A 22,212-nucleotide genomic window follows, 5' to 3' on the forward strand; every position below is an offset into this window, starting at 1 on the left:
GCGGCCTACCAGCACGAAGGAACTTGTATGCACGAGTATACGAGCACCGCCCGGGTGTGGGGACTGTCTTGCCCAGGATTCCCCGAAGAGGTGAGCCGGGCCCGCCGTTGGACCCGCGACATCCTGCGGGGATCGCCCCTGGCCGACGACGCCGAGCTGATCGTGAGCGAACTGAGCGCGAACGCGATCCTCCACACCGCCAGCGGGACTCAGTCCGGCAGCTTCCACCTGGCCTTAGCCGTCTCACCTCAGGTGATCGCCCTCTCGGTCACGGACGACGGAGGCACCGGCACGGCCCCCAAGGCCGGGCACCAGAACCAGCACGCCGAACACGGCCGCGGACTCGGCATGGTCACCGCCCTCGCCCACCGAGTCGTCATCCACAACAGCCACGGCACCGGCTACACCGTCACGGCGGAGCTCTTCACTGTTCCCCGACTGGAGAACACCCAGTGAGGGCGCCGGCCAACGCCGAGCGCTTACCCGCGACGGAACCCGTCACCAGTTACACATGCTGGGCAGCCGCATACCCTTGGCACACACCCGACTCGATCAACCTCGGATCCCACCAGGCAACGAGCCCCCGCCTTGCCCTGCGATGGATCCGCGACCGGACAAGCCACGTGGTCGACCAGCTCGACACGGCGTACGCGCAACCGGGCCACTACTGGCTGACGGACGAGGCGGAACACGAACGCGCCCTCGCCTACCTGACGTCGGGCAACGCCTACCAACTCACCCTGTACGACGAGAGCGCGCGGTACGTACTGACGGCCTCGCCGACGGGAGTGTCCTCATGACCGGACTCCGCTACGGCTTCTGGTGCGAGTGCTGGACTGAAGACCTCACGGCCGCCGTCGAACGCCCCACGCTGCACGCGTCATTCGACGCCTACATCGCTCCACAGGCAGACAGATGGGTAGCCGTCGCGCTCAGGACCATCACGCCAGCACTGGACTCCGAAGCCTGCGACGAGGCATGGACCTGGCTGTACGAGGGACGCACCCGAACCCGCAGAGCTCTCATGCGCTCCGAACCCTGCACGGTGACGATCACGCACGCCAGCACCCGCATCACGTGGACGATCCGCCCAGCTCTCTTCCTACCGCTCGCACACCGCGAGGCGAGCAAACTCCCCGCGTGTGCGCATGACTTCAAGCATCACCCGGGATTCGACAGACCCCACACCACGTACTGAGTTACAACTTTCTCTACGGGTTCAAGGCGGCTCGCTCCGCTCCCCGCGCGCGGCCCGGCCCCCGGCCGGGCCTGCGCTCCTGTCTCCGCCCCGCTCCAGCCCGGCCAGCGCCCGGACCGCGCGCACAACAATCGGCCACTTGATGCCAGAGAGGGGGTACGTCGTGGCTGGGGCGGTCGGCTCCACGGCTTTACGGAGCCACTTTGGCGCGAGCCTCGCAGATCATGGCCCCAACGTCGTGCTTTAGCGGGCAGGTCCACAGACTGCCCGACGCGCCGGAAGCTTACGGGGCCATGATCACTCGCGCCAAAGCAGCGCCACCCCAAAGCCGCTCCGCCGCCCATGCAATCACTACTAACCCAAATACTGCGCTTACGCCAGTTCAAGACCCATCACCCAAGTACCTTTTCGCCAGCCATTTTCTCTGCAAAAGAAATGAGTGCTGCGGGATGCACTCGCGCCATACTTCTCAAGGGTATCGTCCATGATCCACTATTGAAGGACCGAGCCAGCAGACGTGGCCCTTCAGGCGACTGAACAACCTCCGCCAAGGCAGCAAGAGCTCGCGCAGGCAAATTTATGGCATCAATCCCAGCCACTAGAGATTCCGCTCGTTCACTAGCTCCCTGGCTACTCCACACCTGGGCAATTGCAATCAGAATTTCTGCCCGATAGTCGGGGAAGAACTCGGCAACAGAGACGGCAAAGTCTGACCGGCCCCTTTCGGCAGAAAATCTAGCCAGCTCCACTAGCCCTTTGCCTTTAGTGCGACGATTCGCGCTCTCCAGTGCAATACTTTTCGCCTTGTCCAAATTTCCCGCCTCAGACCAGACCAGGGATACCACCGCTAGTATCCTTGACTGCCTAGCGGTTCTCCTGGGGCCTGCGATTAGCCCTAGAGTCTCGTTGGCTAGGCCTTTTGCGCGATCGTGATCACCTGCCAAGGCCCAAGCACGTGCCACATTTGCCAATGCTTCAGCACTGTTGGTCTGGTTACTCGCTGCCCGAGCTCGTTCCTCAGCTTCTTCAAATCGGCCACCAGCGATCAATACCTCTACGGCCATTACGCATCTCAGCCCCCGCCTATCACGCTTTAGTGCGGATTCCGCGAGGTTCGCTGCCTTCTCTATATCACCAACCGCAACCAGCATCCGAATTATTGCGGCAGCTACTTTCGCCTGTCGATTCGGATCAGTAATGCCGAGGCAAATTTCCTCGGCGTCTTGAAACTTTCCAGAAGCTGCAAGCGCCTCTGCCACTAGACCAAGTGAAATCTCTCGATGACCTGGACTTTCAATGCCTCGTGCAACCCTCTCTGCGAAATCCAATTGGCGAGCTGCTATGAGCGCTTCAACTACTGCGACAGCCGAGGATGATTGAAACTTCGGAGCTGGAACCGCACTCACAAGCGACTGAGCCAAAGTAGCTTGCTCGACAGCCCTGTCGATCTCTCCTGCCATTGCTAGTTGTTTACTGACGGCGGTCAGCGCTTGGGCTCGCTGAGAGAAACTTTCTACGCTATATGACGCGGCCACTGCTTGTTCCAGTCTATTAGTCGCTGCGAGTGCGGCAACGACTTCACCCACCGCTATATTTCGCTGATTAGGGTTATTGATTCGCTGGGTTATTCCCCAAGCTTGCTCTACTTCTCCGACTGCAACCATCCCCTGCACGACTGCCACCAAGCTCTTAGCTAGAGTCTGTGACTTCGTTACTTGGTCAGTCAAAGACAGGGCGGAATCGCAGATTTCTTTCGCTCGGAGATGCTGAGAGCCAGCGGCTAGCGTCGAAGCAACTCCGGCAAGGGCCCGAATCTGTCGCGACACCCCAGGAATACTCTTCGCTACCCTTTCAGCGTCATCTGCTAGCCCAAGTAGCGCATATGCCTGCACCACAGTGGGCAGTAGGGATACTCGACTCTCTGGACTTCCAGTCTCCGCAACAATTGATTCGACATTGCGGATCAATTCTTCGGCTCGACCCAAATCCCCACACTTCATCAATCCTTCAGAAACCGAGGTCAGTGCGTGAATTTTGTGGGCCGGCCTTTCTAGGCTCCATGCAGTAGATTCTGCAGCATCTATCGTTTCCTTTGACCAGCGTTTTTCACCTGCCGCTGATTCGGCGATTGCAACTGACATCAGCGCGCCCACTCGACGAACAGCAACCGTGATGAGCTGTGCACATTCGATAGCGAGAGCATGGTCTCCGGCGGAGGCCATGGAAGTCGCTACTTTCTCTAGCGCGTCAAATTGATAGATCGGAATGTCAATAGCGCAAGCCAAATTCGAAGCTTGCCCGATTTCCCCTACGGAAATAAATGCAGTTACCACCGCCGCAAGAGAATCGCCTTTTGCGAATCTGTTCTCGATGCTGCTCGCAATGTTTCGAGCTCGATCTATGTGTCCATGTTTGGCCAGCTCCTTAACCATCGCCGAAAGAGCCCGATCGCGCTGCCTAGGATTTGAAATTGTTCGTGCAAGAGCTTCGGCGCGGTCAAAGTCGTTAATCATGACCCAGACGGAGGGCAGTTCGGCTGGAATGTTGGCATTACGATTTGCTAGATAATCGCGCTGCATCGACAAGAGGGCGATGTTCGCGAGGTCCGGCGCATCTTGCGTCTGCAAGAGCTCCAGCGCAGTCGCAATCTCGGTAAATGCAGCTAGATCGCTGCCGCTCGTGTCGAGCATCCGATCATGGCGAGCCCCGTCGGTGGCGCACTGCACAATTCGGGAAGCATCGCCGATGTTAAGCAGCATACGAAAATAGCCGCGTAGTAGATATTCAGGTGTGCCGTTTGGCCATCCGCTAGAGCGAAAACCTTCCGCCCATTCATTCAACCGACTCCTGTAGCCAGTTAGGCGTTCTTCCCCTATTGCATCGACGGCGATCACCTGAAGCTCTTCATGCGCAAAGAGGTATACGGCTACCTCTTGAGAAACCCAATGGCTTGGTCGCTGCATAAAACTTCGTCCAGCAACCGAGTGCAGATACTCTTCAATTTCCCATGGGCGGCAACCGGTAAGAGAAGCAAGATCAGGGCCACTCAAACCACCACCAGAGGACGCGACAAAACCGAGGAGATCGCGTTCAATTTCAGTTCCCCGCAGCAGTCGCTTGAGGTCACGTAGTGCTTCCGACTTAACAGTTTGTGCCTCAGGAGAGGCATTGAGGTCCCATACAGCTTGCGGATTACGCAAAGGGTGCTCGTTTGGCACGTCGGCGGGGATAGGAGGATCAGGTCGACTAGCAACTACTACGCGCATACCGAAGGAAAGTTGTTTCGGAAGCAGGGCAGCGATGCTGTGAGATTCTGATCCGCTGGTGACACTTCGATCTTCATCTAGGCCATCGACGACCAAAATAAGTCGTTTGCCTGAATCTTGAATCACTTCGGCCGCTTCATTAAGCAACCGCAACAGGTGAGCCTCCTTAGTCGCCTCGGTCATGAAGGCTGGCATTCTCTGATCCAAGAGATCCAGAAGTTGTTCAAGCACGACCTCGGTAAAGGCAGTGCGGTTATCTTGGCCAGAAAGGCGAGCTGTAATGAAGAATGCAACTATCTCGACATTTTCCGGCGGGTGCAGTACGAAGGACGAAAGCAATGCTGTCTTGCCAGTCCATGCAGACCCTCTGCACCAGAGATACGGCGACTCGGTATCAGTGATTGTGCAGAAGGTTGCTAGTCGCGTCAGATCCCTCTCTCGTCCACGTAGTTCCTCTGGGGCGATACGGCGGACTTGCTCAAGGTAGCCTGAGCGAACGTCGGATTGAAGAGAGTTGTATACCACATCCCTCATAACTCCGGTATTCACAAACGCGTTATCGGACGCCTGAGCTTTCCCGGTCCTCTTTGCAATTGCCGCAAAGCGCTTAAATGGCCACACCTTTAGCACCCGACGCTCTCCTCGTGATAGCGACTAGCTGAGGTTGATTCCGGTATTAGCCTCTCCGTCACCATCGACTTCTGCATTTCCGGTTTCCGTCAACTCGATATTTCCGCTCAACCCTCCGGCGCGGCCAGTGAGGCCGGTGTTAACTTTTCCAGCTCTTGTGGTTCGTGCGATGCCAGTCTTGCGGACTTTCAATATTAGAGGCTCCTTAGTGGAAAGGGCTGCCCAAATACCAACCCCGAGTGAGGCGACACTCGTCAACCCGGAGATAATGGTCGAGAGATGGTCCGCTTTATCCGAGCGAAGGAGGGCGAAGGCTCCGGCCAAACCCGCGACGCACAGGCATGTCGCGACAACTACAAGTCTTTTGAGGCTCACCTCTCCATCATCTCGCCGGGCGGCGTCATGATGTGGAGTTTTCACTCAAGTGACCGGGGAGCTTTGGGTGGGCGCTGGGACTGAGGCGAGGTGCGGACGCACCACCAAGGCTGGCCTCCTGGCAGCCCAGTTCGATCCGGCTGGGCAGTGGCACGGAGCATCCCACGCGTGCCGGACCGACCAGGGGACGCCGGCGCCGAAGCTTGGCCACCGACGAGTCCGAAACCAGAGCGGCGGAGCGTGCCAGAGCCGTGCCAGATCGTGCGGGGAACCACGGGGAACACCGGGGAAACCGGTCGGCAGCCCTCCATGCCTCGAAACCGCTCCGCTGCAGGTCAGCCCCAGAACAAGACCTACGTGCCCTTAGCTTCCCAAGCTGAGGGCGCCCGCCACATGCTCGGGCTCCCCGAAGAGTTAGAGAAGGTCTCGCCAGAAGAGTGCCGTTGCTCGGGGGTTCCAGCTCTCGTCGACCTCACCACGCGACTCGTCGAACTCCTGGTGCACGTAGTCGGCCAGGTCCAGGCCGTAATAGATGATGTCGGTCTGCCACATCGAGAGCACGGGATGCCCGAAGCTACCCCGGCCGGCGGGCAGGTATCGGTGGGCATAGATAGGCACCAGCACCGGCGCCTCCGCCAGCTGATGCCGCGCCATAGCCAGTGCCGCCGTTCTGTCGGCTGGACGCTCGCCCCAGCCTCCGTACCAGAACCCGTTGTGCTCGACGTCGAGAAGAACTCCCGCGACTGGCCAGTCGAGTTGCCGACGCAGGCTGTCCAAATCGCCACCCCTCCACTCGGGCCACGGCCTGGACCAGGTCTGCCCGTCCTCGGGAGGGATGTTGATCGGGAGCCCGGCGGCGAGGAACGCTCGGTGGTCGTCCGCGAACTCGAAGCCGTAATCGCGCTCGATGCGCATGAACTCGGTATCCGTCAGCCCCGGCTCGAACTCATACAGACCTGTCTGCGCCAAGCGATGTGCGGCCTCCGCACCCAGGCGTACTCCCTCATTGCTGATCACCGCCGCACGCTAGCGCCGACGGCGGCCATCCGTCACGCGAGTAGGGCACGGCTCCGTCTCATTCAGCAGCGTTCAGGCTCGTTCAACGGCGACACGCCCACACACATTTCCCAGCCATCAGCCGCCCAAAAACGCGGGTGAACGCCCCTGTACCCAGCCCAACACCCCACCCCCACGGTTGGAAAGCGTGTCGGCCCTCAGTCCTCGCTCCCAGAGACCGCGCCCTACTGAGCGTTCTCAACTTGGTTCCCCACCATCGTTTTCTACTGCGGGTTGTGGCCGTACGGCGGGTTCAGCCGCCTGTGATGACAGGAACGATCACGGCAGCGATCGCAGAGGCCAGGCCCGCCACGGCCAAGAAGCCGTTGAACTTCTCTTTCGCCGTCGGGAACACCGCGCGACCGACGTTTCCGACCTTCGTCCGCAACACGATCATCTTGATCTTCTGCCACCGGTGTTGGCGATTCCGGCAGCCCATCAGCACGCCGTAGGCGTTGTTCCGGCAGTAGGTGCGTCCGTCTCGGTTCACGGCACCGCACCAAACCGGCACTTGGAAGGAGGCGTAGGCGAACACCGCTACCGACAGGGCGGCGATGACCGAGAGGGCCCATTGCTGGCTCCACGCCACGATGAGGGCCCCGACCGCGATGTATCCCCAGTACAAGCGCATGGCTTTCCCCATAGCTGCGCAGCGTAGTGGCATATGCGCAGGTCAGGCATCAGTGAGAACTGGCCAGAGTCCCCGCGATGGCGCGCAGCCGCCTCTTGACTCCGGGTGCTCGTGATCTGGGCCGTCCCTGGGCCGTCCGACGTCGCTCGACAGTGGCCAATGACGACCAGCGATGACCACCAGGCGCACAAGCCCACCGCGTCTGACCAGCAAAAACCCAGCTCACCAAGATCCCCGACAAGACCCAGGGCAAGAAGAAGTAGGTTTTCCGATCATGCCTCCCACCTGCGCATATGGCGCGGATGGGAGGCATTTTCGCGGCCTGGGACCACTCTGGGCCCGGGCAGGTCAACAGACTGCCCGGCGCGCCGGAAGCTTACGGGGCCATGATCACTCGCCCCGAAGCAGCTGGCTAGACGCGGTCCTGGAAGACGGTGTACCAGGGGTACGTCCCCACCACGGCGCCGTCGGCCGTCACGGCCTCCAGCGTGTAGAAGTACGTGTTCCCCTTCGTCGCCGTGGCGTCCTCCCACGTCCGGGCGTCCGCCGGGAGCAGTCCGTCGTGCTGGGGCTCGTACGCCTTGGTCACCGGGTTCCACCGGCTCACGCGGTAGCCGGTGACCGTGGCGCAGCGGGCCGTGTCGGTGCACTGCCAGTCGACGGACGGACGCGTGCTCGTCCGGTTGTGGCCCAGGCTGCCGAGGCTCCAGTCCCGGGTGACGGTCACGGACGGCCGGACGTCGAGTTCGGTGGCCTCGACCACGGTGACCTTCGGGTCGCTCGGGTGCAGCGTGTTGCCCCAGTGGTCCTTGGCCAACACCGCGTACACGTACGCCTCGCCGTCCGGCAGGTTGCCGCAGAGGATCGCGAGCCAGTTGCTCGTGCCGTCCGAGCAGGTGTCGGGGTCGAGCCACTTGACCGTGCCGTCGGCCTGCCGGACGCCCTTCCACACCACGTACTCGTCGATGTCGTCCTCGGGCGAGGCGGCCCAGCTCACCAGCATGCCGTCGGTGCGCGGGGTGACCTTCACGCCGGTCACCGGGCCGGGCGCCACGGTGTCGCCGGTGCGGACGACGACCGGCGCGGAGTACGCCGACTCGTTGCCGTACGGGTCCACCGCCGTGACGGCGTACGTCACGTACGTGTTCGCGGGCATGTCCACGTCGTAGCAGTTGCCGCCGTTGCTCGCCTCGTCGCTCTCCTCCGCGACGCAGGTCACCTGGGTGCGCGCGGTCGGGTCGAACGTCTTGCCGGGCGAGCGGTACACGCGGTAGTGCCCGCCGTTGTCCCAGTCCTCGTAGAAACCGTCGGGCTGGCTCCAGTGCACGTTGGTGTAGCCGGGACGGGCGCCGGCGGTGACGCCGGTCGGGGACTTCGGTGGCATCCGGTCGACGCCGTCGCTGGTGACCGTCGCGTACGCCCCCGGATTGCCGGCCGCATCGAGGGCCCTGACCCGGTAGTACGTGTTCGTGTCCACGTCGCCGCTGGTCCGGTACGACGTCGTGGTCGTCGTACCGCGCAGCTCGAACGGTCCGGCAGCCGCGGACGAGGCGTACACCTCGTACTTCGCCGAGTCGGCGACTCCCTGCCAGTTCAGGGTGTCCCACCACCCGTCGCCGGTGGTGACCGTGAGCCCGGCGGGGGCGGCCGGCCCGGTGCGGTCGACGGTCGTCGCCGTCACGTCCGGGCTGCCGGTGGACTCGCGGCCGGCCTTGTCGACGGCGCGGACCTCGTACAGGAAGGTCTGGCCGGTGGCGGGCGGGGCGTCGACGAAGGACCGGGCGGTCAGCAGGGACGTCCCGCTGACCTTGGCCCAGCTGGTGGCGCTCAGCCGGCGGTACACGCGGTACCCGGCGAGGTCCATCTCCTTGTTGGCGGTCCAGCGCAGGGTGGTCTTTGCCGTCGCCCGGTCGTACGCGGCGGTGAGGCCGGTCGGGGCGAGCGGCTTGACCGTGTCGACGGCGGCCTCGGTGCGCGGGGTGTACGTGAAGGCGGCGTTGGCGACGCCGGTCCACGCGACGTAGTCCACGCGGAGCGTGTGCGTGCCGGCCGGGATGGTCAGGTCGACGGTCTTGCGGGCGGTCGTGGAGACGTTCTTCCACAGGTCGATCTTCCGCACACCGTCGACGTAGACGCGCATGCCGTCCTGCGTGGCGGCGGAGAGCCGGAAGGGGCCGCCGGAGCCGAAGTCACGGGTGAGGGACCAACGGACGGAGAAGTTGTCCTTGGGCAGCGTGACGCCGGCCGGGTCGCCGGACCCGTAGTTCTCGCTGATGGCGGTGTCGCAGGCGGTGAGCTTCGGCGTGCCGCTGAAGGTGGAGTTGCCGAAGTACTGCGCCCTCCAGACGGGAGAGGTGCAGGTGACCGCCGCGGAGGCGGGGCCGGCGGTGATCAGGCCGCCGGTGGTGGCGAGCGCGGCCGTCGCGGCCAGCGCGGACAGCCGGGTGCGAGTCATCACAGAGAGTGAGCCCCTTCTGGGCCAAGGGAAAGCATGTGAAACGGCGACGCCTGTGTGACTCATGAGGCGGGGGCAGGGTTGCCCCGCCCGCTCACCATTTTCACGGACGTTCGCCCCACGTCGGCCGTGCCGGTGGACGTCAATGGAACGCGCTGACCTGCCGAGATGCCGGACAGGCAACGGGCCTCCGGACCACACCAACCGGCCGTGTCGGACAGCGGTGCCATCCATGCGCTTCCGCCGTGGGACCTACTATGCCTGCCAGGTCCTGCGAGGAACCACGGGGAACACCACTCCGCCGCAGGTCAGCGGAGCAACAGCCGCGAGGAAAGCCGAGCTTCCCAAGCGCAGAGCCCGGTGCTCGTCGGCCCAGGCTGTCGGGCAGCGCGGGCAGCGCGGGCAGCGGGACCGTGACGGTCACCCCTGACGCGGGCCCGTCGTGCAGGGACACCGACATCCGCTGCTGGGCGTCGCTCGCGAACTCGGTGGCTCCCCAGGTGCCCTTCCACGACTCATCCGGCCGGCCGTTCGCGGACACCGGCGCCGCCGGGCGGGCGCACGCCGGTACGCGCATCAGGGGGTCGTCGTCAGGGCTGGGGGGCTCGCAGGTGCCGGCGTTCGGCCAGTTCCTCCGGGCCGACCACCGTCAGGACCGGGGAACCGGGCGGCGCGAACATGGTCACGACCAGCTGGGACTGTGCGTCCGGGAGGTTGTTGGCGCCCTGGTAGTGGATCACGTCGCCGCCGGGCTCGAACAGGGCGTCGCCGGCCTTGAGCACCCGGGGCGGCTCCCCCTCCAGCTCGAAGAGGATCTCGCCCTGGGTGACGTAGCCGAAGAGTGGGCCGGGGTGGCGGTGCGGCGGGGCGCCGGGGTCACCGGGCGGCAGGGTGACCTGGATGGTCCTGGCTTCGGCACCGGCCGGGATGCGGGCCGCCGCCTCGGGCAGGGTGGCGAGTATCTCTACGCCCGGGGGCAGGTGGGCGTGCTCAGCGCTCATGTGTTCCTCCCAAGAGAGACAGTGCCCCTTGGGGACAAGACAGCCTCGCCCGTTGTGACATCTCCCTCACGTCGAGGTCTCCTGCTGTCCAGCGCGCCGACCAGGCGAATGTGACGACCGCCGCACCGGCCAAGCGGCCGGGCCGCCTCGTCGTCTCGGAGGAACGCATCAGCTCCCAGCCGTCGTAGCCGAGGAACACCGGTACGGCGGCTCCCGCGCCCCCGGTCGCGAGCCGGTTGAGCTGCCATCCCCTGACCCCAAATGCGAAACAGAACCGGTGCGGCCCGTGCCCGCAGCGAACCAAGGTCTTAGGACATGCCCGGACCGCCGGATCACCGGACCCTACGAGGACGCCGAAAGCGAGGGAACAGCGCCCTCGGCACGCGAAGAGCCCCCGGCACTCTCGCCGGGGGCCCTTCATCGTCGTGAGAACTCCAGGTACGACGTCAGCCGCACTGGCAGGGATTGCCCTGCTGGCACCCGCACGTGCACCCCGAGCCGCAGCCGCACGCGCCGATCAGGTTCAGGCTCCTGATGTCGGCGGGCTGCTCGGTGGGGCGCTCCTGCGTGGGGTCGGGCGTGGTCGTGCGGGGCGTGCTGGGGGATTCAGCCATGGGTCCCTCCTCAAGGCACTGTGCCTGTGCTCATTCCATGCCCGCTTCTCCGGGCGCATCAACGGCGCACGGAGGCGGAAACGCGCCCCTGACGGACCTCGGAAGCCCCTTTCAGGCTCCCCCGCCCCGCCTTCAGGCCCCCTCCACCCCCGGCACGACATCCGCCTGGAGCTCATCGGCGTGCTCGCCCGTCACCAGGAACACCACGCGCTTGGCCACCGCCACCGCGTGGTCCGCGAACCGCTCGTAGTAGCGGCCGAGCAGTGTCACGTCGACCGCCGTCTCGATGCCGTGCTTCCAGCGGTCGTCCATCAGGTGCTGGAAGAGCGTGCGGTGCAGCTGGTCCATCTCGTCGTCGTCCTGCTCCAGCTGCATCGCCAGGTCGATGTCCTTGGTGATGATGACCTCGGCCGTCTTCGCCATCAGGCGCTGCGCGAGCTGACCCATCTCCAGCAGCGTCGCGTGCAGGTCCTGGGGGACCGCGCGCTCGGGGAAGCGCAGACGGGCGAGCTTGGCGACGTGCTGGGCGAGGTCGCCGGAACGCTCCAGGTCGGCGCTCATCCGCAGCGAGGTGACCACTATCCGCAGGTCGGTCGCGACCGGCTGCTGGCGGGCCAGCAGGGCTATCGCCCGCGCCTCCAGGTCGTGCTGCAGGTCGTCGACCTTCTTGTCACCCTCGATGACACTTTCGGCCAGCTTCAGGTCGGCGTCGAGCATGGCCGTCGTGGCGCGTCCGATCGCCGACCCGACCAGCCGGGCCATCTCGACCAGGCCGTCGCCGATCGAGTCAAGTTCCTCGTGGTACGCGTCCCGCATTGGGTTTCCCTCTCGTGCGATGTCCTCGGGGTTTCAGGGGATTCGCGGGGGCCTGCCGAAGTGCCGGACATGCCGATACCCCGTCCGATACCCGGTACGCTCCGATACCCGTACGCAGCGCCGGTCGTGCCCGGGCCCCGTCGTGAACCGGTGGTGCGAACCCCACGCTCCCACGTTCCGGTCCCTACGCGTCCGTTTCGGCCACCCCAAATGAATCAGCACTGGCTCCAAGGTGAACTCTGGGCGACGAGTGTTCGAGGTCCCACTCGGACGGCTGTGGGTAAGGGGTAGCGCATGCCTAACCTGGGTGCATGGACGTGAACGCGGCGGTCGCCGCAGCGGCAGCGATCGCCGGTGTGCTCACCGGTGTCATCGCCATGCTGGCGTTCCGCTGGAGCGAACGCGACCTGAAACGCCCCACCCGCACTTCCCTGCACACCGACCCCGTGCTGCCCCCCGGCGTGGACACGGTGCTGTCCGTGCTGCGCTCCTCGGCCGTCGTCCTCGACGAGGCCGACGCGGTGGTCAAGGCCAGCTCCGCCGCCTACGCCCTCGGGCTGGTGCGCGGTGGCAAGCTCGCCGTCGACCCCATGCTCCAGATGGCCCGCGACACCCGGCGCGACGGAGAGATACGCCAGGTCGAGCTGGACCTGCCCCGGCGCGGCTCCGGCCGCGGCGAGGCGCTCGCCGTCTCCGCCCGGGTGGCCCCTCTCGGCTCCCGGCTGGTGCTGCTGCTGGTCGAGGACCTCACCGAAGCCCGCAGGATAGAGGCGGTGCGGCGGGACTTCGTCGCGAATGTCAGCCACGAGCTCAAGACGCCGGTCGGCGCGCTCTCCCTGCTCTCCGAGGCCGTCATGGACGCCTCGGACGACCCGGAGGCCGTCGAGCGCTTCGCCGGCCGCATGCAGATCGAGGCGACCCGGCTGACCAACCTGGTGCAGGAGCTCATCGACCTCTCCCGGGTCCAGAACGACGATCCGCTGGAGGACGCCGAGCCGGTCCGGGTGGACGAGCTGGTCGCCGAGGCCGTCGACCGGTGCCGGCACCAGGCGGGCACCAAGCAGATCACCATGGCCGCCGGCGGCACCGCCGACCTGCACGTCTGGGGCAACCGCAGCCAGCTGGCCGCCGCCCTCGGCAACCTGGTGGAGAACGCCGTCAACTACTCCCCCGCCCGCACCCGCGTCGGCATCGCCGCCCGCCGGGTCAGCGGCTCCGGCGGGGACACCATCGAGGTCGCCGTGACCGATCAGGGCATCGGCATCTCCGACAAGGACAAGGAGCGCATCTTCGAGCGCTTCTACCGCGTCGACCCCGCCCGCTCCCGTGCCACCGGTGGCACGGGTCTCGGGCTCGCCATCGTCAAGCACGTGGCCGCCTCGCACGGCGGGGAGGTCACGGTGTGGAGCTCCGAGGGACAGGGCTCCACCTTCACGCTGCGGCTGCCGGAGGCGGGTCTGGCCCGCGACCGGGCGCACCAGCACCCCGCCCTCGACGACGAGGCCGGGCAGTCCGCCGACCAGTCCCCCGCAACACCCCCGTACGCATCGCTTCCCGCCCCGGAGGTCCTTCCGTGACCCGTGTGCTCGTCGTCGAGGACGAGGAGTCCTTCTCCGACGCCCTGTCGTACATGCTCCGCAAGGAGGGCTTCGAGGTCGCCGTCGCGACCACGGGGCCCGACGGACTCGACGAGTTCGAGCGCAACGGCGCCGACCTCGTCCTCCTCGACCTGATGCTGCCCGGCCTGCCGGGCACCGAGGTCTGCCGCCAGCTGCGCGGCCGTTCCAATGTCCCGGTCATCATGGTGACCGCCAAGGACAGCGAGATCGACAAGGTTGTCGGGCTGGAAATAGGAGCCGACGACTACGTCACCAAGCCGTTCTCCTCGCGCGAGCTGGTCGCCCGTATCCGGGCCGTCCTGCGCCGCCGCGGCGAGCCGGAGGAGGTGACCCCGGCGGCCCTGGAGGCCGGTCCCGTCCGCATGGACGTCGACCGCCACGTGGTCACCGTCGCCGGCTCCAAGGTCGACCTGCCCCTGAAGGAGTTCGACCTCCTGGAGATGCTGCTGCGCAACGCGGGCCGGGTGCTGACCCGTATGCAGCTCATCGACCGCGTCTGGGGTGCCGACTACGTCGGTGACACCAAGACCCTCGACGTCCACGTCAAGCGTCTGCGCGCCAAGATCGAGCCGGACCCGGGCGCGCCGCGCTACCTGGTCACGGTCCGCGGTCTCGGCTACAAGTTCGAGCCGTAAACCGCGCACGCACCAGCACTGAAGGGCGGGACCTCCTCGTGAGGTCCCGCCCTTCTGTGTACGTACGTACGGGCGCGGTCAGCCGGATACGACGGTCAGTGGCCGGCCTCGTCGTCCTCGGGAGACCCGGACGCCGATCCGGACGCGGCGTCGGACGGCGTACCGGCGTCGGCGTCGGACGCCGCGCCCTCCGCGGAGCCCGTCGCGCCCTCGTCACCCGGCTCGCCGGTCTCGCCGGGCGCACCGGTCTCGCCACCCTCGGCGGCCTCACCGGTCGCGGAGGGGGACGGCGACGTGCTCGCCGCGGGGGAGCCGCTCGGACCCCAGGAGGCGTAGAAGCCCTCCGCGGGCACGATGAACGCCTGCAGGCTCACGTCCCCGGTCTCGCTGAAGGCGAAGGTGACCTTGTGGGCGTCGCCGTCGGTGAGGGACTCGGAGTTCTGCAGGACCGCCGAGGCGTTGCCCTTGCCGCCGATGACGACGGAGCCACCCGCGGGGATGCTGAGCGGGCCCTTGCCCGACGCGGGGGAGAGTGTGACCTGATGGGCACCGTCGAGGGTGATGGACTCCAGCGTCTGGGCGCGGTCGCTGGAGTTGAAGACGGTGGCGGAGACGGCGGCGGGGCCGGTCGCCTCGCGGTCGGCCTGGGTGATCACCACGGCGTTCTGGATCTTGATGTCGCCGACGCTGGTGGCCGCGTTGTCCGGCACGATCTGCAGGGTCTGCGAGTTGTTGCCGGCGCCGCAGGCGGCGAGCGAGGCGATCGAGAACGCGATGGCGGAAGCGGCGAGGGCGCCGCGTCGAAGGCTGCTGCTCACGGCGGCGGCAACTCCTTGAACGCAGGGGCGGCTTTCCTGGTAAAGCCGCCCTAAGTGGCTGTCAGCGGCCTTAGGTTACCGAGCCGTTCCCCGCCGCCCGCACCCGACCCTCCCCCGCGAGGGCCCGGCTTCCCTCAGCAGGGCGTACGGAGAGCCTCCCTGTTCGGGCGCGTCCGGCGCTCGTAGGGCATTCACATAAGCCTTCGCGAAATTTACGTGAAGGAATGCGCGGCCGACCCAGGAATTGATCACCGGAGAGTCGCTCCGGGAGTGTCGTGATCAATTTTGGAAACGTCTCGTACCGGCCACCCGGCGCCGAACGGAGTAGCGGAAGTCGAGCGTTTGGAACCGGACATATGGGGACGTTCGGCCGCGCGGCGAGGGCGTCGGACGGACGTGACGTGCACGTTTCAGTCGGCCCGGAGAGCCGCTCCGACCTGCGAATACCTTGTTCCGACGGTTGGCCGAAGCACGTTCCTGTTGCAGTTGTCAAGCCCCGAGATATGCCCTGACCTGCGAAAACGCCATTCAGAAGCCGCCGTTTCCGTGTTACTCTGGATAGCCACGGAAGGGGTACCTGTCACATGACGTTCAAGGTTGGCGACACCGTGGTCTATCCCCATCACGGGGCCGCGCTGATCGAGGCCATCGAAACTCGCCAGATCAAAGGCGTGGACAAGACCTACTTGGTGCTGAAGGTCGCCCAGGGTGACCTGACGGTACGTGTGCCAGCGGACAATGCGGAGTTCGTCGGCGTGCGTGATGTGGTCGGTCAGGACGGGCTGGACCGGGTCTTCGAGGTGCTGCGCGCGCCGTACGCCGAGGAGCCCACGAACTGGTCGCGTCGATACAAGGCAAACCTGGAGAAGCTCGCCTCCGGCGATGTCATCAAGGTCGCGGAAGTCGTACGTGACCTGTGGCGTCGTGAGCGCGAGCGTGGACTCTCCGCCGGTGAGAAGCGCATGCTCGCCAAGGCTCGCCAGATCCTGGTGAGCGAGCTCGCCCTCGCGGAGAACACGAACGAGGACAAGGCCGAGGCTCTGCTCGACGAGGTGCTCGCCTCCTGACGCGAGGCAGGCTCGCCCCGCTCAGCACATCGAAATGCCGCGGTGCCCGATGACACCACCCAGTCGCCGGGCGCTGCGGCATGTTCGTACCCGAACATCCTGGCCGTACTGAAGAACGTCCTGGCCGTACTCGGGCCACTTGGTCGTCGTGGTCGTATTTCAGCCATCCGCGCGCCCCCACCGCCGGATGGCTGTCCATACGTCCCGTACGACCGCCCCACGCCGGGGAGGCTCCCCCCGGTACTGTGCGTGCCGTGCCCGGGCGGCCGGCTCGACCAGGGTCACGGAAGGGTCCGGTCCGAGCGGTGCGCGCCCGCGCTCTTGCACGCTCAGGCCATACCCACGTAGGCCGAGCACACAAACCTGACAGGAAACGATGTCTGACGCTTCGCGCCCTTCGCCCGCAGGAGTCCGTACCGCCGCGGTCATCCCGGCCGCCGGCCGGGGTGTACGCCTCGGCCCGGGCGCCCCCAAGGCGCTCCGGGCGCTGAACGGCACGCCGATGCTGATCCACGCCGTCCGCGCGCTGGCCGCCTCCCGTGCCGTGTCGCTCGTGGTCGTCGTCGCGCCACCCGACGGCGCCGCCGAGGTCAAGTCCCTGCTCGACGCCCACGCGCTGCCCGAGCGCACCGACTTCCTCGTCGTCCCCGGCGGCGAGTCGCGTCAGGAGTCGGTCAGGCTCGGGCTCGACGCGCTGCCGCCGGGCTACGACATCGTGCTGGTGCACGACGCCGCCCGCCCGCTCGTCCCGGTCGACACCGTCGACGCGGTCATCGAGGCCGTCCGCGACGGCGCGCCCGCGGTGGTGCCGGCGCTGCCGCTGGCGGACACCGTCAAGGAGGTCGAGCCCGCGCCGACCCCGGGCGAGCCGGAGCCCGTGCTCGCCACGCCGGAGCGGGCGCGGCTGCGCGCCGTGCAGACGCCGCAGGGCTTCGACCGTGCCACGCTCGTGCGGGCGCACGAGACCGTCAAGAACGACGTCACCGACGACGCCGGCATGGTGGAGCAGCTCGGCGAGCGCGTCGTGGTCGTGCCCGGGCACGAGGAGGCCTTCAAGGTCACCCGGCCGCTGGACCTGGTGCTCGCCGAGGCGGTCCTCGCCCGCAGGAGGCTGAACGATGGCTTCTGAGGCACCGCTTCCGCAGGTCGGCATCGGCACCGACATCCACGCCTTCGAGGAGGGCCGCGAGCTGTGGTGCGCCGGCCTGAAGTGGGAGGGGCAGGGGCCGGGGCTGGCGGGGCACTCCGACGCGGACGTCGTGGCGCACGCCGCGTGCAACGCGTTGTTCTCCGCCGCCGGTCTCGGTGACCTCGGGCAGCACTTCGGCACGGGGCGTCCGCAGTGGTCCGGCGCGTCGGGCGTGGCGCTGCTGACCGAGGCCGCCCGGATCGTGCGGGCGGCGGGCTTCCGGATCGGCAACGTGGCGGTGCAGGTCGTCGGGGACCGGCCGAAGGTCGGCAAGCGCCGGGACGAGGCGCAGAAGGTCCTGTCCGAGGCGGTCGGCGCCCCGGTGTCCGTCTCCGGCGCCACCACCGACGGGCTCGGCTTCCCCGGCCGCGGCGAAGGACTGATGGCGGTGGCCACCGCGCTGGTGGTGCGCACGGGCTGACGGGACCGGGAACGGGACGTCACGAATGCGTGCACCTTGTCCACAAGGCGCACGAGGCATGGCCTGCGGCCCACTACCCTGGAGTGGTGACTATTCGCCTGTACGACACCAGCGCCCGGCAGATCCGTGACTTCACCCCGCTCACGCCGGGTTGTGTCTCGATCTACCTGTGTGGTGCCACCGTGCAGGCGGCCCCGCACATCGGGCACATCCGCTCCGGGCTCAACTTCGACATCCTGCGCCGCTGGTTCGAGTACCGCGGGTACGACGTGACGTTCGTCAGGAACGTCACCGACATCGACGACAAGATCATCAAGAAGGCGGACGAGCAGAACCGCCCCTGGTGGTCCATCGGGTACGAGAACGAGCGCGCGTTCGACGACGGTTACCGCGCGCTCGGCTGCCTGCCGCCCACGTACGAGCCGCGTGCCACCGGTCACATCACCGAGATGGTCGAGATGATGCGCGGCCTCATCGAGCGCGGGCACGCCTACGAGGCCGACGGCAGCGTCTACTTCGACGTGCGGTCCTGGCCCGCGTACCTGGAGCTGTCCCGGCAGGACCTGGACGAGATGCGACAGCCCACCGAGGACGGCATCAGCGGCAAGCGCGACCCGCGCGACTTCGCCATGTGGAAGGCGACCAAGCCGGGGGAGCCCGACTGGGAGACCCCGTGGGGCCGTGGGCGTCCCGGCTGGCACCTGGAGTGCTCGGCCATGGCGCACAAGTACCTGGGCAGCGCCTTCGACATCCACGGCGGCGGCCTGGACCTGATCTTCCCGCACCACGAGAACGAGATCGCCCAGGCCAAGGCCTTCGGCGACGACTTCGCCGCCTTCTGGGTGCACAACGCCTGGGTCACCATGAGCGGCGAGAAGATGTCCAAGTCGCTGGGCAACTCGGTGCTGGTGTCGGAGATGGTCAAGCAGTGGCGGCCCATCGTGCTGCGCTACTACCTCGGCACGCCGCACTACCGCTCGACCATCGAGTACAGCGTGGAGGCCTTGCGGGAGGCCGAGTCCGCGTTCGCGCGGATCGAGGGGTTCGTGCAGCGCGTGGTGGAGCTGGCCGGCGGTCCGGTCGAGCCGGCCACCGAGGTGCCGCCCGCCTTCGCCGAGGCGATGGACGACGACCTGGGCGTGCCGCAGGCCCTCGCGGTCGTGCACAACACGGTCCGGCAGGGCAACAGCGCCCTGGCCGCCGACGACAAGGAGAGCGCGGTCGCCCGCCTCGCCGAGGTGCGCGCCATGCTCGGCGTCCTCGGTCTGGACCCGCTCGACGCGCACTGGGCGGGCGAGGGCGACCGCAGCGAGGATCTGCACGGCGTGGTCGACAGCCTCGTACGCCTCGTCCTGGACCAGCGTGAGGCGGCCCGCTCCCGTAAGGACTGGGCCACCGCGGACGCCATCCGCGACCAGCTGGGACAGTCCGGGCTCGTCATCGAGGACAGCCCGCACGGGCCGCGCTGGAGCCTCGGGCCGCGCTGAGCGGCAGCCGGGCGCCGGCACCACGGTGTGCCGTCCGCGGATCCGGACGGCACACTTCATAGACGTACGTACTCACCACAGACGGGTAGATCATGGCCGCGAACAACCGCCGCATGTCCGGCAAGAAGGGCGCGCAGGTCGGCAGCGGCGGCAAGCGGCGCCGGGGCCTCGAGGGCAAGGGGCCGACGCCCCCCGCCGAGATGCGCAAGGGCCACGCCAAGCAGCGCGCCGCCGCCGCCAAGTCGCGGCGCGCGCAGGGGCGTCCGCCGCAGCGGCGCGCCGGGGGCAAGGGGACGTCCGAACTGGTCGTCGGGCGCAACCCGGTCGTCGAGGCACTGCGCGAGGGCGTGCCCGCCAGCACGCTGTACGTCCAGCAGTTCATCGACAGCGACGAGCGGGTGCGCGAGGCGCTCCAGCTCGCGGCCGAGCGCGGCGGCATCAACCTCATGGAGGCGCCGCGCCCCGAACTCGACCGGATGACGAACGGCCTCAACCACCAGGGCCTCGTCCTCCAGGTGCCGCCGTACGAGTACGCGCATCCCGAGGACCTCGCCGACGCCGCCGCCGACGAGGGCGAGGACCCGCTGATCGTCGCCCTGGACGGGGTGACCGACCCGCGCAACCTCGGCGCGGTCGTGCGGTCCGTCTCCGCCTTCGGGGGCCACGGTGTCGTCGTACCCGAGCGGCGCGCGGCCGGGATGACCGCCGGCGCCTGGAAGACGTCGGCCGGCGCGGCCGCCCGGACGCCGGTCGCGCGGGCCACCAACCTGACGCGTGCCCTGGAGGCGTACAAGAAGGCGGGCGTCGTCGTGGTCGGGCTCGCCGCCGACGGCGAGGTCGAAGTCGGTGAGCTCGACGCCCTGGGCGGACCGGTCGTCATCGTGGTCGGCAGCGAGGGCAAGGGCCTCTCGCGGCTGGTCGGCGAGACCTGCGACCACCGGGTGCGGATCCCGATGCCGGGCGGCGCCGAATCGCTCAACGCCGGTGTGGCGGCGGGGATCGTGCTGTACGAGGCGGCGCGCCGACGGGTCTGAACGCCCGTTCGGCGCCGTCCCCCGTAAGGGGTGTTCCGGGCGGTCCGGGCAAGCTTGACGCGGTCCGGACACATCCGGCGGGTCAAAGCAGTGTCCTAAACAGACGTCACTCGGTTAGATGAGTGTGGACACCAGAACACCCCGCACACCCACGGGGGACCGCTCGTCGGGATTCGACGACGCTCCCGCGCTGAGCATGGTGAAGGTGCCGAGCGACCCGGCGCAGATCATCGTCAATCACGCCAGCTTCCGCGTGCAGTTGGGCGCCTCCTCGCGCCACACCCAGTCGCCGCGGGTCGCACGGCACTTGAGCGCCACCGAGGACACCGCCCGCATGCCGGTCGTCGGTACGACGGGCAGAGCGACCCAGGTCGGCGAGGCCCGCCGCCGCCCGGTCGTGTGGAGCGGCCGGTCCGCTCCCGACGACACCGGCGCCCACCGCCTGCTGCAGGCCGTGCGCGGTGCGGGCGTCCGGCACCCGGAGGAAGCGTCCGCCGACACCGGGGCCACCCAGGTCATCCCGCGCGTCGACACGGACCCCGGTTACGGCCGCTACGAGGGTTACGACGGCTACGACGACTTCGACCAGACCGTCGAGACCCCCGTCGTCGGTGCCCAGCGCACCCATGACGGCGCCCAGCGCACCACCCATGACGGCGCCGGTACCCGACTCCTGCCGGCCATGCGGACCGTCGAGGGCGCGTACGACCGGTCGGCCTACGCCGGGGACCGCTTCGACGACGGCCCCGAGAGTCACGACGGCTACGAGGACTACGACGGCTACGAGGACGACGCGGACGGCGCCGAGCCGGACGAGAGCGGCGAGTCGCGTGCCCGACGGCACGCCGACGATCCCGCGCGGCACGCCTACTTCCCCGGACGCCGGATGAACCTCGGCGTCGTCCTGCTGCCGCTGCGCATCTTCCTCGGCGCCATCTCCATCTACGCCGGCATGGGCAAGCTCTGCGACCCCGTCTACTTCGACGGCGGCGACCGCGGCTCGATGGTCAAATGGCTCAACACCCTGCACCCCTGGGAAGTCGCCGAGCCGCTGCGCCAGTTCGCGCTCCAGCACCCCGTCGGATCCGGGCTCGTGATCGCCTTCGCGCAGGTCGTCGTGGGCGTGCTGACGGTCCTCGGGTGCTGGCAGCGGGTCGCCGCGGTGGGCGGCGCGCTGCTCTCCGCCGCGCTGCTCGTCACCGTCAGCTGGAAGAGCGTCCCCGTGTACGACGCGCCCGACATCATCTACCTGGCCGCCTGGTCACCGCTGATCATCGCGGGGGCGCCCGTCTACTCCCTCGACGGGCGGCTGGCCGGACTGGCCTGGCGCCGGCTCGGGCCCCGCTCCGACATCTGGGACCTGCGACGTTACGTCCTGCGCCGGGGCGCCCTCGTCACGGCGGTCGTCACCGGACTCACGCTGCTGGTCGGCTCGCTGCTCGGCGGCGCGGTGCGGGACTCCGACCGCGTGGTCGTCCCGGGCCCCGGCGAGGCGCCGCGCAACGAACTGCCCGGCTCGCCGCTGCCGTCCACGCCCGGTGAGCGCCGGCAGAGCAGCACGCCGTCGGCCTCGGCCGGCTCACCGACGCAGGGCGCGACCTCGGCGGCGCCCACCGCGGGCGCCGCGACCACGCCGGACGCCACCCGCGACACCGGCACGGAGACCGGTGGCTCGCCGAGCGAGACGCAGGGGACGGAGGGGCAGGCGCCACCGCAGCAGTCGGCGCCGGTGGAAGAGGTGCCGAGCACCAGCGCCGGTCCCACGTCCGGGGGCGGCGGCAACGGTTCGACGAGCGGCGGATCCGGCTCCACGGGCGGCGGTACGGGGTCCGGGGGCGGCGGCGAGTCGACGTCCGGTCAGCCGGGGCTGGTCGGAGGGCTGTTGGGCTAGGCCGTCCGG

General features: G+C 67.5%; 19 protein-coding genes. 11 read left to right on the forward strand and 8 right to left on the reverse strand.

Going from position 1 to position 22,212, the window contains the following annotated elements:
* Positions 1–27 precede the first annotated feature (27 nt).
* The 3 genes from ACZ7LV_RS20610 (at position 28) to ACZ7LV_RS20620 (ending at position 1,198) form a co-directional block, all read left to right on the forward strand.
* Positions 28–456 carry an ATP-binding protein gene (locus ACZ7LV_RS20610; protein WP_471941103.1) on the forward strand — a complete coding sequence of 143 codons (429 nt, stop codon included), beginning with the start codon at positions 28–30 and terminating at the stop codon, positions 454–456.
* Positions 457–623: 167 nt separating this feature from the next.
* Complete coding sequence (locus tag ACZ7LV_RS20615; protein ID WP_471941104.1) at positions 624–800, forward strand: hypothetical protein; 177 nt, start codon at positions 624–626, stop codon at positions 798–800.
* Entirely contained in the window at positions 797–1,198 is a 402-nt protein-coding gene (locus tag ACZ7LV_RS20620; RefSeq protein WP_471941106.1) for a hypothetical protein, read from the forward strand. Before ACZ7LV_RS20615 ends, ACZ7LV_RS20620 begins: the two co-directional genes overlap by 4 nt.
* Positions 1,199–1,590: 392 nt before the next feature.
* Here ACZ7LV_RS20620 and ACZ7LV_RS20625 read toward each other — a convergent pair whose 3' ends face one another.
* From ACZ7LV_RS20625 to phoU, 7 genes are all read right to left on the reverse strand, one after another.
* On the reverse strand, positions 1,591–5,094 hold the full coding sequence (locus ACZ7LV_RS20625) for a P-loop domain-containing protein (protein ID WP_471941108.1): 3,504 nt from the start codon (positions 5,092–5,094) through the stop codon (positions 1,591–1,593).
* Between the two features lie 789 nt (positions 5,095–5,883).
* Complete coding sequence (locus ACZ7LV_RS20630) at positions 5,884–6,486, reverse strand: hypothetical protein (protein WP_471941110.1); 603 nt, start codon at positions 6,484–6,486, stop codon at positions 5,884–5,886.
* Positions 6,487–6,778: 292 nt separating this feature from the next.
* On the reverse strand, positions 6,779–7,168 hold the full coding sequence (locus ACZ7LV_RS20635) for a hypothetical protein (protein WP_471941111.1): 390 nt from the start codon (positions 7,166–7,168) through the stop codon (positions 6,779–6,781).
* Between the two features lie 400 nt (positions 7,169–7,568).
* Complete coding sequence (locus ACZ7LV_RS20640) at positions 7,569–9,611, reverse strand: PA14 domain-containing protein (protein ID WP_471941113.1); 2,043 nt, start codon at positions 9,609–9,611, stop codon at positions 7,569–7,571.
* A 590-nt stretch (positions 9,612–10,201) separates the two neighbouring features.
* A complete protein-coding gene (locus tag ACZ7LV_RS20645) occupies positions 10,202–10,612 on the reverse strand; it encodes a cupin domain-containing protein (protein ID WP_471941115.1) in 411 nt (136 codons plus the stop codon).
* 446 nt (positions 10,613–11,058) lie between these two features.
* Positions 11,059–11,226: a hypothetical protein gene (locus ACZ7LV_RS20650; RefSeq protein ID WP_365444482.1), complete on the reverse strand. Its 168-nt coding sequence runs from the start codon at positions 11,224–11,226 to the stop codon at positions 11,059–11,061.
* 132 nt (positions 11,227–11,358) lie between these two features.
* Entirely contained in the window at positions 11,359–12,042 is a 684-nt protein-coding gene (phoU, locus tag ACZ7LV_RS20655; protein WP_385379706.1) for a phosphate signaling complex protein PhoU, read from the reverse strand.
* A gap of 311 nt (positions 12,043–12,353) precedes the next feature.
* On the opposite strand from phoU, the gene phoR reads away from it, so the two are divergent.
* Both phoR and phoP read left to right on the forward strand, forming a co-directional pair.
* Entirely contained in the window at positions 12,354–13,619 is a 1,266-nt protein-coding gene (gene phoR / locus ACZ7LV_RS20660) for a two-component system sensor histidine kinase PhoR (RefSeq protein WP_401682433.1), read from the forward strand.
* A gap of 5 nt (positions 13,620–13,624) precedes the next feature.
* Positions 13,625–14,296 (forward strand): two-component system response regulator PhoP, encoded by a 672-nt coding sequence (gene phoP, locus ACZ7LV_RS20665; RefSeq protein WP_471941482.1) that lies wholly within the window; start codon positions 13,625–13,627, stop codon positions 14,294–14,296.
* 95 nt (positions 14,297–14,391) lie between these two features.
* On the opposite strand, the gene ACZ7LV_RS20670 is transcribed toward phoP, so the two are convergent.
* A complete protein-coding gene (locus ACZ7LV_RS20670; protein WP_471941117.1) occupies positions 14,392–15,114 on the reverse strand; it encodes a copper chaperone PCu(A)C domain-containing protein in 723 nt (240 codons plus the stop codon).
* A 584-nt stretch (positions 15,115–15,698) separates the two neighbouring features.
* Here ACZ7LV_RS20670 and ACZ7LV_RS20675 point away from each other — a divergent pair.
* From ACZ7LV_RS20675 to ACZ7LV_RS20700, 6 genes are all read left to right on the forward strand, one after another.
* Positions 15,699–16,181 carry a CarD family transcriptional regulator gene (locus tag ACZ7LV_RS20675; protein ID WP_003953493.1) on the forward strand — a complete coding sequence of 161 codons (483 nt, stop codon included), beginning with the start codon at positions 15,699–15,701 and terminating at the stop codon, positions 16,179–16,181.
* Positions 16,182–16,557: 376 nt separating this feature from the next.
* A complete protein-coding gene (gene ispD / locus ACZ7LV_RS20680; protein WP_471941118.1) occupies positions 16,558–17,310 on the forward strand; it encodes a 2-C-methyl-D-erythritol 4-phosphate cytidylyltransferase in 753 nt (250 codons plus the stop codon).
* A complete protein-coding gene (gene ispF / locus ACZ7LV_RS20685; RefSeq protein ID WP_471941120.1) occupies positions 17,300–17,791 on the forward strand; it encodes a 2-C-methyl-D-erythritol 2,4-cyclodiphosphate synthase in 492 nt (163 codons plus the stop codon). The genes ispD and ispF overlap by 11 nt, the downstream gene beginning before the upstream one ends.
* 86 nt (positions 17,792–17,877) lie before the next feature.
* Positions 17,878–19,278: a cysteine--tRNA ligase gene (cysS, locus tag ACZ7LV_RS20690; protein ID WP_471941121.1), complete on the forward strand. Its 1,401-nt coding sequence runs from the start codon at positions 17,878–17,880 to the stop codon at positions 19,276–19,278.
* A gap of 92 nt (positions 19,279–19,370) precedes the next feature.
* The gene (rlmB, locus tag ACZ7LV_RS20695) at positions 19,371–20,312 is read left to right on the forward strand and encodes a 23S rRNA (guanosine(2251)-2'-O)-methyltransferase RlmB (RefSeq protein ID WP_471941122.1); all 942 of its coding nucleotides are present in this window, start codon (positions 19,371–19,373) and stop codon (positions 20,310–20,312) included.
* 118 nt (positions 20,313–20,430) lie between these two features.
* Positions 20,431–22,203, forward strand: a complete 1,773-nt coding sequence (locus ACZ7LV_RS20700) for a DoxX family membrane protein (protein ID WP_471941124.1) — start codon at positions 20,431–20,433, stop codon at positions 22,201–22,203.
* Positions 22,204–22,212: the final 9 nt, after the last annotated feature.

Source organism: Streptomyces sp. NPDC107562 (assembly GCF_055657325.1).

What these genes read in the sequence shown, in the direction of transcription:
- ACZ7LV_RS20610 (WP_471941103.1), top strand. Translation starts at nt 28, where the DNA reads ATGCACGAGTATACGAGCACCGCCCGGGTGTGGGGACTGTCTTGCCCA.
- ACZ7LV_RS20620 (WP_471941106.1), top strand. Translation starts at nt 797, where the DNA reads ATGACCGGACTCCGCTACGGCTTCTGGTGCGAGTGCTGGACTGAAGAC.
- ACZ7LV_RS20635 (WP_471941111.1), bottom strand. Translation starts at nt 7,168, where the DNA reads ATGGGGAAAGCCATGCGCTTGTACTGGGGATACATCGCGGTCGGGGCC.
- ACZ7LV_RS20640 (WP_471941113.1), bottom strand. Translation starts at nt 9,611, where the DNA reads ATGACTCGCACCCGGCTGTCCGCGCTGGCCGCGACGGCCGCGCTCGCC.
- ACZ7LV_RS20645 (WP_471941115.1), bottom strand. Translation starts at nt 10,612, where the DNA reads ATGAGCGCTGAGCACGCCCACCTGCCCCCGGGCGTAGAGATACTCGCC.
- ACZ7LV_RS20650 (WP_365444482.1), bottom strand. Translation starts at nt 11,226, where the DNA reads ATGGCTGAATCCCCCAGCACGCCCCGCACGACCACGCCCGACCCCACG.
- phoU (WP_385379706.1), bottom strand. Translation starts at nt 12,042, where the DNA reads ATGCGGGACGCGTACCACGAGGAACTTGACTCGATCGGCGACGGCCTG.
- phoR (WP_401682433.1), top strand. Translation starts at nt 12,354, where the DNA reads ATGGACGTGAACGCGGCGGTCGCCGCAGCGGCAGCGATCGCCGGTGTG.
- ACZ7LV_RS20675 (WP_003953493.1), top strand. Translation starts at nt 15,699, where the DNA reads ATGACGTTCAAGGTTGGCGACACCGTGGTCTATCCCCATCACGGGGCC.
- ispD (WP_471941118.1), top strand. Translation starts at nt 16,558, where the DNA reads ATGTCTGACGCTTCGCGCCCTTCGCCCGCAGGAGTCCGTACCGCCGCG.
- ispF (WP_471941120.1), top strand. Translation starts at nt 17,300, where the DNA reads ATGGCTTCTGAGGCACCGCTTCCGCAGGTCGGCATCGGCACCGACATC.
- rlmB (WP_471941122.1), top strand. Translation starts at nt 19,371, where the DNA reads ATGGCCGCGAACAACCGCCGCATGTCCGGCAAGAAGGGCGCGCAGGTC.
- ACZ7LV_RS20700 (WP_471941124.1), top strand. Translation starts at nt 20,431, where the DNA reads ATGAGTGTGGACACCAGAACACCCCGCACACCCACGGGGGACCGCTCG.